The sequence below is a fragment of the Crenobacter sp. CS_VA4 genome (assembly GCF_055597485.1).
This window is the reverse complement of the sequence record NZ_JBVMAE010000010.1, coordinates 45,797-59,546: the sequence shown is the minus strand read 5'-3', so window position 1 is coordinate 59,546 and position 13,750 is coordinate 45,797. Positions and strand designations below refer to the sequence as shown.

The 13,750-nt window shown below is 65.9% G+C and carries 19 protein-coding genes and 1 tRNA gene; 16 read left to right on the top strand and 4 right to left on the bottom strand.

Features of this window, described 5'->3' with window-relative positions; genetic code table 11:
* Positions 1–22: 22 nt before the first annotated feature.
* From ACZ2IA_RS11345 to ACZ2IA_RS11270, 16 genes are all read left to right on the top strand, one after another.
* The gene (locus tag ACZ2IA_RS11345; protein WP_470292691.1) at positions 23–799 is read left to right on the top strand and encodes a flagellar brake protein; all 777 of its coding nucleotides are present in this window, start codon (positions 23–25) and stop codon (positions 797–799) included.
* 24 nt (positions 800–823) lie between these two features.
* On the top strand, positions 824–1,465 hold the full coding sequence (gene hisG / locus ACZ2IA_RS11340) for an ATP phosphoribosyltransferase (RefSeq protein ID WP_470292690.1): 642 nt from the start codon (positions 824–826) through the stop codon (positions 1,463–1,465).
* Positions 1,466–1,475: 10 nt separating this feature from the next.
* Positions 1,476–2,768: a histidinol dehydrogenase gene (gene hisD, locus ACZ2IA_RS11335; RefSeq protein WP_470292689.1), complete on the top strand. Its 1,293-nt coding sequence runs from the start codon at positions 1,476–1,478 to the stop codon at positions 2,766–2,768.
* 114 nt (positions 2,769–2,882) lie between these two features.
* Positions 2,883–3,956 (top strand): histidinol-phosphate transaminase, encoded by a 1,074-nt coding sequence (hisC, locus tag ACZ2IA_RS11330; protein ID WP_470292688.1) that lies wholly within the window; start codon positions 2,883–2,885, stop codon positions 3,954–3,956.
* 1 nt (position 3,957) lies between these two features.
* Positions 3,958–4,551 (top strand): imidazoleglycerol-phosphate dehydratase HisB, encoded by a 594-nt coding sequence (gene hisB / locus ACZ2IA_RS11325; RefSeq protein ID WP_470292687.1) that lies wholly within the window; start codon positions 3,958–3,960, stop codon positions 4,549–4,551.
* A gap of 21 nt (positions 4,552–4,572) precedes the next feature.
* The gene (locus ACZ2IA_RS11320; RefSeq protein WP_470292686.1) at positions 4,573–4,893 is read left to right on the top strand and encodes a VOC family protein; all 321 of its coding nucleotides are present in this window, start codon (positions 4,573–4,575) and stop codon (positions 4,891–4,893) included.
* 7 nt (positions 4,894–4,900) lie between these two features.
* Positions 4,901–5,542 carry an imidazole glycerol phosphate synthase subunit HisH gene (gene hisH, locus ACZ2IA_RS11315; RefSeq protein ID WP_470292685.1) on the top strand — a complete coding sequence of 214 codons (642 nt, stop codon included), beginning with the start codon at positions 4,901–4,903 and terminating at the stop codon, positions 5,540–5,542.
* A 24-nt stretch (positions 5,543–5,566) separates the two neighbouring features.
* Complete coding sequence (gene hisA, locus ACZ2IA_RS11310; RefSeq protein WP_470292684.1) at positions 5,567–6,310, top strand: 1-(5-phosphoribosyl)-5-[(5-phosphoribosylamino)methylideneamino]imidazole-4-carboxamide isomerase; 744 nt, start codon at positions 5,567–5,569, stop codon at positions 6,308–6,310.
* A 78-nt stretch (positions 6,311–6,388) separates the two neighbouring features.
* Entirely contained in the window at positions 6,389–7,156 is a 768-nt protein-coding gene (hisF, locus tag ACZ2IA_RS11305; protein WP_470292683.1) for an imidazole glycerol phosphate synthase subunit HisF, read from the top strand.
* Between the two features lie 114 nt (positions 7,157–7,270).
* Complete coding sequence (hisI, locus tag ACZ2IA_RS11300; RefSeq protein WP_470292682.1) at positions 7,271–7,666, top strand: phosphoribosyl-AMP cyclohydrolase; 396 nt, start codon at positions 7,271–7,273, stop codon at positions 7,664–7,666.
* A gap of 110 nt (positions 7,667–7,776) precedes the next feature.
* Positions 7,777–8,103, top strand: a complete 327-nt coding sequence (locus ACZ2IA_RS11295; protein ID WP_470292681.1) for a phosphoribosyl-ATP diphosphatase — start codon at positions 7,777–7,779, stop codon at positions 8,101–8,103.
* 14 nt (positions 8,104–8,117) lie between these two features.
* Positions 8,118–8,441, top strand: a complete 324-nt coding sequence (locus ACZ2IA_RS11290; RefSeq protein ID WP_470292680.1) for a histidine triad nucleotide-binding protein — start codon at positions 8,118–8,120, stop codon at positions 8,439–8,441.
* Positions 8,442–8,503: 62 nt separating this feature from the next.
* Positions 8,504–8,716 carry a Sec-independent protein translocase subunit TatA gene (tatA, locus tag ACZ2IA_RS11285; RefSeq protein WP_470292679.1) on the top strand — a complete coding sequence of 71 codons (213 nt, stop codon included), beginning with the start codon at positions 8,504–8,506 and terminating at the stop codon, positions 8,714–8,716.
* Positions 8,717–8,725: 9 nt separating this feature from the next.
* Entirely contained in the window at positions 8,726–9,313 is a 588-nt protein-coding gene (gene tatB / locus ACZ2IA_RS11280; protein WP_470292678.1) for a Sec-independent protein translocase protein TatB, read from the top strand.
* Complete coding sequence (gene tatC, locus ACZ2IA_RS11275; protein WP_470292677.1) at positions 9,310–10,053, top strand: twin-arginine translocase subunit TatC; 744 nt, start codon at positions 9,310–9,312, stop codon at positions 10,051–10,053. The genes tatB and tatC overlap by 4 nt, the downstream gene beginning before the upstream one ends.
* On the top strand, positions 10,050–10,406 hold the full coding sequence (locus ACZ2IA_RS11270) for a DUF2069 domain-containing protein (RefSeq protein ID WP_470292676.1): 357 nt from the start codon (positions 10,050–10,052) through the stop codon (positions 10,404–10,406). Before tatC ends, ACZ2IA_RS11270 begins: the two co-directional genes overlap by 4 nt.
* Before the next feature lie 77 nt (positions 10,407–10,483).
* Here the strand turns inward: ACZ2IA_RS11270 and ACZ2IA_RS11265 are convergent, their stop codons facing one another.
* The 4 genes from ACZ2IA_RS11265 to ACZ2IA_RS11250 form a co-directional block, all read right to left on the bottom strand.
* Positions 10,484–12,115: a methyl-accepting chemotaxis protein gene (locus tag ACZ2IA_RS11265; RefSeq protein ID WP_470292675.1), complete on the bottom strand. Its 1,632-nt coding sequence runs from the start codon at positions 12,113–12,115 to the stop codon at positions 10,484–10,486.
* Positions 12,116–12,207: 92 nt separating this feature from the next.
* On the bottom strand, positions 12,208–13,026 hold the full coding sequence (locus ACZ2IA_RS11260; RefSeq protein WP_470292674.1) for a TatD family hydrolase: 819 nt from the start codon (positions 13,024–13,026) through the stop codon (positions 12,208–12,210).
* Positions 13,027–13,066: 40 nt separating this feature from the next.
* On the bottom strand, positions 13,067–13,486 hold the full coding sequence (locus ACZ2IA_RS11255; RefSeq protein ID WP_470292673.1) for a ProQ/FINO family protein: 420 nt from the start codon (positions 13,484–13,486) through the stop codon (positions 13,067–13,069).
* Between the two features lie 137 nt (positions 13,487–13,623).
* A tRNA-Leu gene (locus ACZ2IA_RS11250) sits at positions 13,624–13,708 on the bottom strand.
* Between the last annotated feature and the right edge of the window lie 42 nt (positions 13,709–13,750).

The following is a 13,750-nucleotide window of genomic DNA, read 5'->3' as shown; positions in this document are numbered from 1 at the left end:
GCCGATTGTCTGACGAGCCTGGATGACTCAAGTGACCGAAGAAACCGTTTCACCCCTGTTGGCTGCCGAAAACGACGAGCAGCTCGATCTTGCCCGCTTTACGCTGAGCACGCCGGTCAGCGTGGCCCATCATCTGAAGAGCATCGTCAACGCTGGCCAGATGCTGACCGTGTTCTCGAACCACGGCAAGACGTTCATCCTGACCCGACTTCTGGAAGTCGACCAGCGCAACGGCACGCTGATCTTCGACTGGGGTGGCGACACCGACGCCAACCAGCAGCTGCTGGCGAGCGAGCGTCATGTGTTCGTCTGCGCCCCCGAAGGGGTGAAGACCCAGTTTTCCACCGGCCGGGCGCATCAGGTCAACTTCGACGGCAAGCCGGCGTTTGAAGTAGAGCTGCCGGTTGAAGTGATCAAGCTGCAGCGTCGCGAATTCTTCCGGGTGCCGACCCGCGTGACCACCCCGATCGAATGCCAGATCCCCGAGCATGCTGCGGGGCCGGTACAGCTGCCCTTGTTTGACATCAGTCTGGGCGGCGTCGGGCTTTGGTTGCCCGATACCAGCGACGCCGGTTATGAGATCGGTACGATTTTTTCCGGCTGCCTGATCGACCTGAAGCCGCTCGGCGTGCTGCGCGTCGATCTGGAAGTCCGCCACCACCAGCCGGTGCTGCAACGCAACGGCAAGCAGGTGCTGCGTCTCGGCTGCGCCTTCATCGGCCTCTCCAATGCAATGGAGTCGCTGGTTCAGCGTTTCGTCGCCCAGCTCGACCGCGAGCGGCGCAGCCTGGTGGGTTAATTACTGAATTTGGCTGAACGCATCATGAATTTGACTATTGCCCTCTCGAAAGGGCGGATCTTTGACGAAACGCTGCCGCTGTTGGCCGCGGCCGGCATCGTGCCGGCGGAAAACCCGGAATCCTCGCGCAAGCTGATCATCGGTACCAACCGTCCCGACGTGCAGCTGGTGATCGTGCGCGCCTCGGACGTGCCGACCTATGTGCAGTACGGCGCGGCCGACCTCGGCATCGCCGGTCGCGACGTGCTGATCGAGCACGGCGGCGCCGGCCTCTACCAGCCGATCGATCTGAATATCGCCAAGTGCCGGATGATGGTCGCGGTGAAGAAGGGCTTCGACTACCACGCGGCGGTGACCCAGGGGGCACGGCTGAAGGTGGCGACCAAGTACCCGCAGATCGCCCGCGAGCACTTCGCCGCCAAGGGCGTGCACGTCGACATCATCAAGCTGTACGGCTCGATGGAGCTGGCGCCGCTGGTGGGCCTGGCCGACGCGATCGTCGACCTGGTGTCGACCGGCGGCACGCTGAAGGCGAACAATCTGGAGGCGGTGGAGCACATCGCCGACATCAGCTCGCGGCTGGTGGTGAACCAGGCCGCGCTGAAACTGAAATACGACACGATCCAGCCGGTGCTCGACGCCTTCGCGTCGGCGGTGCCGGCCTGAAGGTAATACCATGCTGCGTCTTGCTTCTTCCCAGTCCGACTTTGCCGACCGCCTGAAGGCGCTGTTGGCGTTCGAAACCGCGCAGGACCCGGCAGTCGACGCGGCCGTGGCCGCGATCTGCGACAACGTGAAGGCCCGCGGCGACGCCGCGGTGGTCGAGTACACCAACCGCTTCGACCGCATGCACGCCGCCGGCATTGCCGAGCTGACGCTGAGCCGCGCCGAACTGAAGGCCGCCTACGAGCGCCTGTCGGCCGAGTTGCGCGAGGCGCTCGAGGCCGCCGCGGCGCGCGTCACCCGCTATCACGAAAAGCAGCGGATGGCTTCGTGGAGCTATGAGGACGAGGACGGCACGCTGCTCGGTCAGCAGGTGACCGCGCTCGACCGCGTCGGAATCTACGTGCCGGGCGGGAAGGCCGCTTATCCGTCGTCGGTGCTGATGAACGCGCTGCCGGCCAAGGTGGCCGGTGTCGGCGAGATCATCATGGTGGTGCCGACGCCGAACGGCGAGAAGAACGACCTGGTGCTGGCGGCGGCTTACATCGCCGGCGTCGACAAGGTGTTCACCGCCGGCGGCGCGCAGGCGGTGGCCGCGCTCGCCTACGGCACCGAAACCATCCCGCAGGTCGACAAGATTACCGGTCCGGGCAACGCCTACGTCGCCGCCGCCAAGCGCCGCGTGTTCGGCGTGGTCGGCATCGACATGGTCGCCGGCCCGTCGGAAATCCTGGTGGTGTGCGACGGCGAGACCGATCCGGACTGGATCGCGATGGACCTGTTTTCGCAGGCCGAGCACGACGAGATCGCCCAGGCGATCCTGCTGGCGCCGTCGGCCGAGTTCCTCGACAGGGTCGAGGCGAGCATCGCCAGGCTGCTGCCGACCATGCCGCGCCGCGCGATCATTGAGGCGTCGCTCGGCAACCGCGGCGCGCTGATCCAGGTCGCCGATCTGGCCGAGGCCTGCGAGATCGCCAACTACATCGCGCCGGAACACCTGGAATTGTCGGTGGCCGAGCCGGAGGCCTGGCTGCCGAAGCTGAAGCACGCCGGGGCGATCTTCATGGGCCGCTTTACCTCGGAGAGCCTCGGCGACTACTGCGCCGGGCCGAACCATGTGCTGCCGACCAGCCGCACCGCCCGCTTCGCCAGCCCCTTGGGCGTGTACGACTTCCAGAAGCGCACCAGCCTGATCCGCGTCTCCGAAGCCGGTGCGCAGCCGCTCGGCCGGATTGCCAGCCTGCTCGCGCACGGCGAAGGGCTGACCGCGCACGCCCGCGCCGCCGAGCTGCGCCTGAAGGACTGAGCTTGGCCGAAAGGCCGGCATGGCAACGCGGCCGCGAACGCGGTACGATGAAAAGCTAGACAAGTCAACGATGTAACCAATAGCGGCCCGCTTGCGCGGGCCGCGGACATGGAAATGAAACAGTCTGCAGCCGCCTGGGTCCGCCCGGAAATCCTCGCCATCGGCGCCTATCACGTCGCCGATGCGGCCGGCTATCTCAAGCTTGACGCGATGGAAAACCCCTATAGCCTGCCCGATGTGCTGGCGGCCGAGCTCGGCCAGCGGCTCGCCGAGGTGGCGATCAACCGCTACCCGGACCCGAGCGGCGCTGGCCTGAAGGACGAGCTCAAGCGCGCCTTCGGCATCCCCGCGGCGGCCCAGGTGCTGCTCGGCAACGGCTCGGACGAGATCATCACGCTGATCAGCCAGGCGCTGGCGCGCCCCGGCGCGAGCGTGGTGGCTCCTGAGCCGTCGTTCGTGATGTACAAGATGAACGCGCTGTTCTCCGGCCTCGACTACGTCGGCGTACCGCTCAAGGCCGACTTCAGCCTCGATATGCCGGCGATGCTCGCCGCGATCGCCGAGCACCAGCCGGCGGTGGTCTACCTTGCCTATCCGAACAACCCGACCGGCAACCGCTTCTCGCGCCGCGACGTCGAGGGGATTATCGACGCGGCGCCGGGGCTGGTGGTGGTCGACGAGGCCTATCAGGCGTTCGCCGACGACAGCTTCATCGGCCTCGCCGGTACGGTCGATAACCTGCTGGTGATGCGCACGCTGTCCAAGCTCGGCCTCGCCGGTATCCGGCTCGGCTACGCGGCCGGCAGTGCGGCGTGGATCGCCGAACTCGACAAGGTGCGTCCGCCGTACAACGTCAACGTGCTGACGCTGGCGACCGCACGCTTCGCGCTGGAGCACCAGGCGGTGTTCGACGCGCAGGCCGCCACGCTGCGCGCCGAGCGCGCCAGCTTGGCCGAAGCGCTGGCCGGTTTTGCCGGCGTGACGGTGTTCCCGTCCGAGGCCAACTTCGTCACCGCCCGCGTGCCGGATGCGCCGGCGCTGTTCGCCGCGTTGAAACAGCGCAATATTCTGATCAAGACCCTGCACGGCGCCCACCCGCTGCTCGACCACTGCCTGCGATTCACCGTCGGCAGCCCGGACGAGAACGGCGCGGTGCTTGCCGTACTGAACGACTACTTTGGCCACTGAGATGCGTATCGCCACCGTTACCCGCAACACGCTGGAAACCCAGATCACCGTTTCGATCAACCTCGATGGCACCGGCGTCGGCCGTTTCGACACCGGCGTGCCCTTTCTCGACCACATGATCGACCAGATCGCCCGTCACGGCCTGATCGACCTCGAAATTACTGCCCGTGGCGACCTGCACATCGACGCGCACCATACCGTCGAGGACATCGGCATCACCTTCGGCCAGGCGTTTGCCCGCGCGATCGGCGACAAGAAGGGCATCCGCCGCTACGGTCACGCCTACGTGCCGCTTGACGAGGCGCTCTCGCGCGTGGTGATCGACCTGTCCGGTCGGCCGGGGCTGCAGTACCACATCGATTTCACCCGTGCGGCGATCGGCGGCTTCGACGTCGACCTGTTCAGCGAGTTCTTCCACGGCTTCGTCAACCACAGCATGGTGACGCTGCACATCGACAATCTGCGCGGCGTGAACAGCCACCACCAGGCCGAGACCGCGTTCAAGGCCTTCGGCCGGGCGCTGCGGATGGCCTGTGAGTTCGACGACCGGATGGCCGGCATCATGCCGTCGACCAAGGGCACGCTGACCGCATGAGCGCGGTCGCGTCGGGGCTGAATGACCAGTGCCTGGGTGTGCGACCCGGCGGCAAGCCTGGCATTCTACGACCGGGTGAGGCCGCTTGTGTGCTGGTCGCCGCGCCGTTCGACCGACTCGATCGCTTACGCCGCTGGTGGCGTCGAGCTTTACCTGCAGCCGAGTCGGGAGCAGGATGCAGTATTCCGGCGCTATGGTGTGCAGTACCTGGCGTTCAACGCGGCGAGCCGCGCCGCCGGCCGAGTACCCGCAGTACAGCGAAAGCTACTACGCGATGTTTTTTTTACCGACCCCAGCGGAATTGCGCTGGAGTTTTGCTTCACCCCGAACCTGACACATTAAGATACCGATGAAAGTCGCCGTTATTGACTATGGCATGGGCAACCTGCACTCGGTGCTCAAGTCGATCGAAGCCGTCAACGAAGCCGGTGCCGAGGTCGTGCTGACCAGCGACCCGGACGTGGTGATCCGTGCCGACAAGGTGGTGTTCCCCGGCCAGGGTGCGATGCCCGACTGCATGCGTGAACTGAACGCGCACGGCCTGGCCGAGGCGGTGAGCGAGAGCGCCGCCACCAAGCCGTTCTTTGGCATCTGCGTCGGCGCCCAGCTCTTGCTCGAGCACAGCGAGGAAGGCGACACGCCCGGCCTCGGCCTGTTCCGCGGCGAGGTGCGCCGCTTCGCCAGCGGCCTGCTTGATGCCAACGGCGAACGGCTAAAGGTGCCGCACATGGGCTGGAACCGGGTGTTCCAGCGTCGGCCGCACCCGCTGTTCGCCGGTGTCGACGACGGCGAGCGCTTCTACTTCGTGCACAGCTACTACTTCGCGCCGGCCGAAGCGGACCTGAGTCTCGCCGACAGCGAGTACCCCGAGCGCTTCTCATGCATCATCGGTTGTGACAATGTGTTCGCCACCCAGTTTCACACCGAAAAGAGCCACCGGGCGGGTCTTCAGATGATGAAGAACTTCCTCGCCTGGGACGGCACTGTTTAACTTCCTAGAACGACGCAACGCATCATGCTGCTCATCCCCGCTATCGACCTGAAAGACGGTCAGTGTGTCCGCCTCAAACAAGGCGTGATGGACGACGCCACCGTATTCTCCGACGACCCGGTCAAGGTCGCGCTGCACTGGCGCGATCAGGGCGCGCGCCGGCTGCATCTGGTGGACCTGAACGGCGCGTTCGCCGGCAAGCCGAAGAACCTCGGCGTGATCCGCGAGATACTCGCCGAAGTCGGCAACGACATGCCGGTGCAGCTCGGTGGCGGTATCCGCGACCTCGACACCATCGAGAAGTACCTCGATCTCGGTCTCGAGTACGTGATCATCGGCACCGCCGCGGTGAAGACCCCGGGCTTCCTGCACGATGCCTGCGACGCTTTCCCGGACCAGGTGATCGTCGGCCTCGACGCCAAGGACGGCAAGGTGGCGATCGACGGCTGGGCCAAGGTCACCAACCACGACGTGATCGAGATGGCCAAGCGCTTCCAGGACTACGGCGTGGCCTCGGTGATCTACACCGACATCGGCCGCGACGGCATGATGAACGGCGTCAACATCGACGCGACGGTGAAGCTCGCGCAGGCGCTGCGCGTGCCGGTAATCGCCTCGGGCGGCCTGACCAACCTCGACGACGTGCGCGGCCTGTGCGCGGTCGAGGGCGAGGGCATCGAGGGCGCGATCACCGGTCGCGCCATCTACGAGGGCAGCATCGACTTCGCCCAGGCGCAGGCGCTGGCCGACGAGCTGTCGGAAGCCTGAGCACCGCGTCACCCGATCGGGCGCAGGGTGGGCCGGTTTTCGGCCCACCCTGCGCCTCTGCACTGTGAGTATCCCGCCATGGCTCTAGCCAAACGCATCATCCCCTGCCTCGACGTCACCGCCGGCCGTGTGGTCAAGGGCGTCAACTTCGAAGGCTTGCGCGACGCCGGCGACCCGGTCGACATCGCGCGCCGCTACAACGACGAAGGCGCCGACGAGCTGACCTTCCTCGACATCACCGCTAGCTCCGACGACCGCGACCTGATCCTGCACGTGATCGAGTCGGTCGCCTCGCAGGTGTTCATCCCGCTGACCGTCGGCGGCGGCGTCCGTCGCGTCGACGACATCCGGCGACTGTTGAACGCCGGCGCCGACAAGGTCAGCATCAACACCTCGGCGGTGACCAACCCGGACCTGGTGCGCGAGGCGTCTGACCGCTTCGGCAGTCAGTGCATCGTGGTGGCGATCGACGCCAAGGCGGTGACGCCGGAAAACGACCGCTGGGAAGTTTTCACTCACGGCGGACGAAACCGTACCGGCCTCGACGCAGTCGAATGGGCAAGGAAGATGCAGGCGTACGGCGCCGGCGAGATCCTGTTGACCAGCATGGACCGCGACGGCACCAAGATCGGCTTCAACCTGCCGCTGACCCGCGCGGTGTCCGACGCGGTCGACATCCCGGTGATCGCCTCGGGCGGCGTCGGCAACCTGCAGCATCTGATCGACGGGGTGAAGGACGGTCACGCCGACGCGGTGCTGGCGGCGAGCATCTTCCACTTCGGCGAGTACACGGTGCGCGAGGCGAAGCTGGCGATGCAGGCGGCCGGCATCGAGGTCCGGCTGTAATAAAGAATTTTTGCCACAGAATCTACAGAAACCACGGAGAGCAAACTCCGCGCCTGTGGCCTCCCGAAGGGTTGGCTTTTTTCTGTGGATTCTGTGGCTAAAAAGGTTTTTCAGATGAATTGGCTTGATGAAGTGAAATGGGACCAGGACGGCCTGGTGCCGGCGATCGCGCAGGACGCCGAAACCGGGCGGGTGCTGATGGTGGCGTGGATGAACCGCGAGTCGCTGGCGTTGACCGCCGACACCCAGATCGCCCATTACTGGAGCCGCTCGCGCCAGCGCTTGTGGAAGAAGGGCGAGGAATCCGGCCACCTGCAACAGGTCAAGGAACTGCGCCTCGACTGCGACGGCGACGTGGTGATCATGCGGGTCGAGCAGCAGGGCGGCATCGCCTGTCACACCGGCCGCGAGAGCTGTTTCTACCGCCGCTTTGAAAACGGCGAGTGGGTGGTGGTCGACGCGGTGCTGAAAGACCCGCAAGCGATCTACGCGCACGGCCACGGTCACTGAGACCGGACAGCACCGGTATTGCCGGGTAAAATTGCTTTAGATAGTCAGATATTTGTAACCGAACAGACAGACACTCGCCGGCATACGGCTGGTGCAAGGAAAGGATGAGCATGGTCGCCGCCGAGGTTCTCGCATCGATCGCGGACACGCTGGAAGCGCGCCGCGAAGCCAGCCCGCAAAGTTCGTACGTCGCCTCGTTGTTCCACAAGGGCGAGGACGCGATCCTGAAGAAAGTGGCCGAAGAGGCCGCCGAGGTGCTGATGGCATCCAAAGATGGCGAAAAGCTGCCGCTGGTGCGCGAAGTGGCCGACCTGTGGTTCCACACCATGGTGCTGCTGGCCTATCACGGCCTGCGCCCGGACGACGTGTTGGCCGAACTGAAGCGCCGCGAAGGCATTTCCGGTCACGACGAAAAAGCATCGCGCACCAACGACTGAGCAGGGGGAACACGATGAGCGACTGTCTGTTTTGCAGGATCGCGGCGGGCGAACTGCCGGCCAACAAAGTGTACGAAGACGAGGACGTGTTCGCCTTCCACGACATCCGGCCGATTGCGCCGGTGCACTTCATGATCATCCCGAAGCGCCACATCGCGTCGCTGGCGACGACCGAGTCGGCCGACGAGCCGCTGCTCGGCAAGATGCTGGCGCTGGCGCCCCGGCTTGCGAGCGAGCAGGGCCTCGGCCACGGCTTCAAGACCGGCATCAACACCGGGCACGGCGGCGGTCAGGAAGTGTTCCACCTGCACATCCATGTCTTCGGCCACAAGGGCTGAGGCGCTAATTCAACGGGTCCGGCGCGGGTGCCGGGTCCGGCAACATTCAGGAAGGAAAGATCATGGGTTCGTTTAGCATTTGGCATTGGCTGATCGTGCTGCTGGTGGTGGTGATGGTGTTCGGCACCAAGAAGCTGCGCAACGTCGGCGAAGACCTGGGTAACGCGGTGCGCGGCTTCAAGGAAGGCATGAAGGGCGAGAACGACAAGGCCGACGCCGCCGCCGAGCCGCCGACCAGTGGCCGCGTGATCGACGGCGAAGCCGAGAAGAAGTAAGCCGCTACCGTGTTCGAGATCAGTTTTGGCGAACTGCTGCTGATTGGCGTGGTGGCGCTGGTCGTGCTCGGCCCCGAGCGCCTGCCGACCGTGGCGCGCACCCTCGGCGCGCTGGTGGCACGGCTGCAGCGCTTTGTCACCAGCGTCAAGGCCGACATCCAGCGCGAGACCAACCTGTCCGGTCTGACGGCGCTGCAGAGCGACATTCAGGACGCGGCGCAGACCTTCCAGCGGCGCATCGAGTCCGAGCTGGCCGAGGTCAAGTCGGGCGCCGAGAGCGTGCGCGGCGAGATCGCCGCGGCGGCCCAGTCGGCCGAGCAGGCGCTCGGCGAGGTGAAGGCCAGCGTCATCGGCGAAGCGCAGGCGGCTAGCGCCGAATTGCACGAGCTGGCCGGCGAGGCCAAGGCCGCCGTCACCGAAGCGCCGGATACACCGGCCACTCCGCCGGCCCTCGCGCCGTCGGTCGCCATGGTCGCACCGCTCGTTGAGCCCTCCGCCTACGTCATGCCGACGTCGGCCGAAGCGTCGCCGCAGCCGGCCGTCGCTCCGTCCACCCCGCCGTCGGCCACGCCGCCGGCCCCACCGTCGCATCCATGAACGAACAACCGCTCCTTGCCCACCTGATCGAGCTGCGCACCCGTCTGGTACGGGCGCTGCTCGGCCTGTTGATCGTGTTCCTCGGCCTGTTCCACTGGTCGGGCGACATCTACCACCTGCTCGCCAAGCCGCTGATGGACGTGCTGCCAACCGGCAGTAAGATGATCGCCACCGACGTGACCGCGCCGTTCTTCGTGCCGCTGAAGGTCACCATGCTGGTGGCGTTCTTGATCTCGCTGCCGAACACGCTGTACCAGATCTGGGCCTTCGTCGCGCCGGCGCTCTACACCCACGAGAAGAAGCTGGTGCTGCCGCTGGTGGTGTCGAGCGTGCTGCTGTTCTTCGTCGGCATGGCGTTCGCCTACTTCCTGGTGTTCCCGGTGGTGTTCCACTTTATGAGTTCGGTCACCCCGTCCGGCGTGTCGATGATGACCGACATCGACAAATACCTGTCGTTCGTACTCGGCATGTTCATCGCCTTCGGCGTCACCTTCGAGGTGCCGGTGATCGTGATCCTGCTGACCAAGATGGGGGTGGTGTCGGTCGCGTCGCTGCGTCAGGGCCGGCCGTACGTGATCGTCGGCGCCTTCGTGGTGGCGGCGATCGTCACCCCGCCGGACGTGCTGTCGCAGACGATGCTGGCGGTGCCGCTGTGGCTGCTCTACGAGGCCGGCATCGTGATGGCGGTGTTCCTCGGCAAGCCGATCAAACGCGACGACAGCGAGGCGGAGCAGGCGTGAATTCCCGACTGTTTCACTGGATCGCGGTGCTGAGCCTGGTCGCGCTGATTCTGCTGTCGCTGGCCTGGGAGCTGTGGCTGGCGCCGTTGCGCCCGGGCGGCTCGTTCCTGGCGATCAAGGCGGTGCTGCTGCTGTTGCCGTTGATGGGCATCCTGAAGGAACGGGTCTACACCTACCAGTGGTCGAGCATGTTCATCCTGGCGTTCTTCACCGAGGGGGTGATGCGCGGTTGGGCCGACCGCGGCCTCGCACAGCAGCTGGCGCTCGGCGAGGTGACGCTGACCGTGCTGTTTTTCGTCGGCGTGGTCGGCTACGTGCGCGAGAAACGTCGCGAGTTGAGCGCCGCCGGCTGACGTTGGCCGAAATCAAGTTGGCATGAAAAACGCCGCCCGATCGGGCGGCGTTGTCGTTTCCGGACGGGCTGAGTCGTTTACACCTTGAAGCGGTTCAGGCCGCTGTCGAGCGCGTTGGCGAGCGCGGTCAGTTCCTGCACGAGCTGGTGCGCTTGCTGCGCCGAACGGCTGCTGCCGTCGTTCATCTGCGCGATCTGCTCGACGTTGCGGGCGATGTCGTGGCTGGCCTGGCTCTGCTCCTGGATCGCGCTGGCGATGTCGGCGATGCTGTCGACCGACTCGCCGCACAGTGTGCGGATCGTCGTCAGCGCCTGCTGTACCTGTTCGGTACCGTCGACGCCGCTGTCGATGCGACGGCGCGCCTCGTGCATGCTGGCGGCGGCCGAGCGGGTGTCGTCCTGCACGCCGTCGATCCGCGCGGCGATCTCGCTGGTTGCCTGGCTGGTACGTTCGGCCAACTTGCGCACCTCGTCCGCCACCACCGCGAAGCCGCGGCCGGTCTCACCGGCACGCGCCGCCTCGATCGCCGCGTTCAGCGCCAGCAGATTGGTCTGCTCGGCGATGTCGCGGATCACCTGGACGATGTTGCCGATCTCGCCGGAGCGCTTCTCCAGCTGGTCGATCCGCTCGGTGGTGTCGCCGATGCTCTGCGCGATCTGGCGGATCTGGCCGGTGGCGCGTTCGGCCAGCTCGCTGCCACGGGTCGCCATCTCGCTGGCTTCGCGCGCCTTGCCCTCGACGCCGTGGGTGCTGCCGGCGACGTGGTTGATGCTGACGGTCATCTCTTCGACCGCCGCGGCGCTGGCCGACGCGGCCTGCGCCTGCGACTCGACCGAGCCGGCCAACTGGCTGCCGACGCCGTCGAGCTGCTGGGCGGCGCCGACCAGGTGCGCCGAGTGCTGGTGCGACTCGTGGATCAGCGCGCGCATCGTCTCCAGCACCCCGTTGAACGCCTCGGCGGTGCGGCCGACTTCGTTGCGGCCGAGCGCCGGCAGCACGGTGTTCAGGTCGCGGCGCTCGGCCAGTTCCTGGCTGACGCTGGCGATCCGGTCGAGTGGGGTGCGGATCGAACGCACGATGACGAAGGCGAGCAGGGTGCCGCCGACGATACCGGCGGCGACCAGCGTCAGCAGCAGTGCGCGGACCTGGTTGGCGCTGTCGATGATGTGCGCGTCGAGCTGGTCGGCGCTGTTGCGGGCGCGCTCGGCCAACTGGTTGAGCGTGTCCTCCATCGCGTGCACCTGACCTTTGTACTGATTGATCGCCGCGTTGGCATCGGCGGTGCTGCTGATCGTGCCGCTGTCGAGTCGCGCAAACACGCTGTTGGCGCCGGCGGCGTAGGCGGCCAGCTGGCCGCGCAAGCTATCGACCTGCTGCGCCAGCTCACCCGGCAGCGGCAGCGCGGCGGCCTGGTCGATCGCCGCGTTGGCGCTCTTCAGGCTGGCCTGCCACTTCTGCTGGTAGTCGCGGCGTTTGGCCGGGTCGGCCAGGTTGATGAAGCTGTCTTTCTCGAAGCGGCGCAGATTGCCCATGTGGTAGCGGGCGTCGACCAGCGCGTTGTAGAAGCGCAGGTCTTGCGACACTACCTCGTTGACCCGCTGTTCGACGCGGTTGAGGCCGAGGTGGCTGATCAGGCCGGCGCTGGCCAGCAGGATGAGTAGCAGGAAAAAGCCGAGGCTGATGCGGCTGGCGATGGAGAGATTGCGCATGATGTCGGGTGAAATACCGGGACGATTTGTAAGCAAGCGCCGATATTTAACCAGAATTTTAAGATGATGTATTAATATGTAAAGATAGTTTTTCAGTCCGATGGCGTGAGCGCAGCGCGAACATTGGCGCTGCTCAGCCGGGCGATCGCCTCGGGGGTGCTGCCGCGCAGTTCGGCCAGCACTGCGGCGAAGCGCGCCACGTTGGCCGGCTGGTTCGGCACCTCCTGCGCCCACTCCGGGCGGATGTCCGGCGCGTCGGTCTCCAGCACCAGCGCGCTGTCCGGCACACTGGCCGCCAGCCGGCGGATCCGCTGCGAACCGCGGAAGGTCATCGCGCCGCCGAAGCCGAGCTTGAAACCGAGTTGGAGGAACGCCTGCGCCTGCTCGGCGCTGCCGTTGAAGGCGTGCGCGATGCCGCCGACTACCGGGTACTGGCGCAGGTATTTCAGCAGGCGGTCCTGCGAGCGGCGCACGTGCAGCAGCACCGGTAGTTCGTGGCGGCGGGCGAGCTTGAGTTGTTCGACAAATAGCCATTCCTGGCGCGCCGGGTCGAGCTCGGGCAGGTAGAAATCGAGGCCGATCTCGCCGACCGCCACCGGGCGGTGCCGGGTCAGCCAGTCATCGAGCACGGCGAGGTGGGCGTCCAGATGCCGGTCGACATAGATCGGGTGAAGGCCGAACGCGATCCAGCAGCCGTAGCGCTCGCGCATCGCCAGGGTGCTGGCGAAGTTGGCTACATGCACCGCCGGCACCACGATCTGGCCGACGCCGGCTGCCTGCGCGGCGGCGACCACCGCGTCGCGATCGGCGTCGAATTCGGGGGCGTCGAGGTGGCAATGGCTGTCGATTAGCCGGGCGGGATCAGGGTTGGCCGAAAACATGGCGGGCGGAAATGGCAACGGGCCGGTCATGCTTCAGCATAACCGACCCGTGGCGTGGCAGCGCGAACGCTTATTCGGCGTCGTTGGCTGGAGTCGCATCCGCCACCGGTGCCTCGGCGGCCGTATCGGCCGCGGCGGCCTTGGCCTGCGGCTGTAGCGCCGGGTTCTGGCGGGCGATTTCCTGTTCTTCGGCGGTCACCTGGCCGACCGGCTTGCCGTCCAGGCCGAAGCGCTTGCCGCCTTGCGCCAACGCCTTGATGTAGCGCGGACGACGGCAGTGGTTGGCGAGTACCCGCGCCACCAGCGCCGGGTCGAATTGCGGCAGCGCGGCGACCAGCGTCTGGTCGATGCCGATCGCCAGCGGACGGAAGCGGCGGAAGACTTCGTATTTGCCGTAGACGTGATCGGCAATCATGTCGGTCTGCTTCTTCTTGCTCATGGTCTGGACCGCCGCTTTCAGCGCCGCGCCCAGGGCCGTTTCCTTGCTCATGAATCGAGTTCCTTCCTAACGATGGGCGCAGAGTAGCAAGCAGAGCGCCGAAATACCAGCACCGCCGCCGCATTTGCGGCACGGCAGCAACAAAAAACCCGCGCAAGCCGTAGCTTGGCGGGTTTTCTGGCGAATTCTGGTGCCCAGGGCCGGACTCGAACCGGCACACCTTGCGGCGGGGGATTTTGAGTCCCCTGCGTCTACCAATTTCGCCACCTGGGCAAGAGCGGGGCATTCTACCCAAAGGGGGTGCGCTTGTAAACG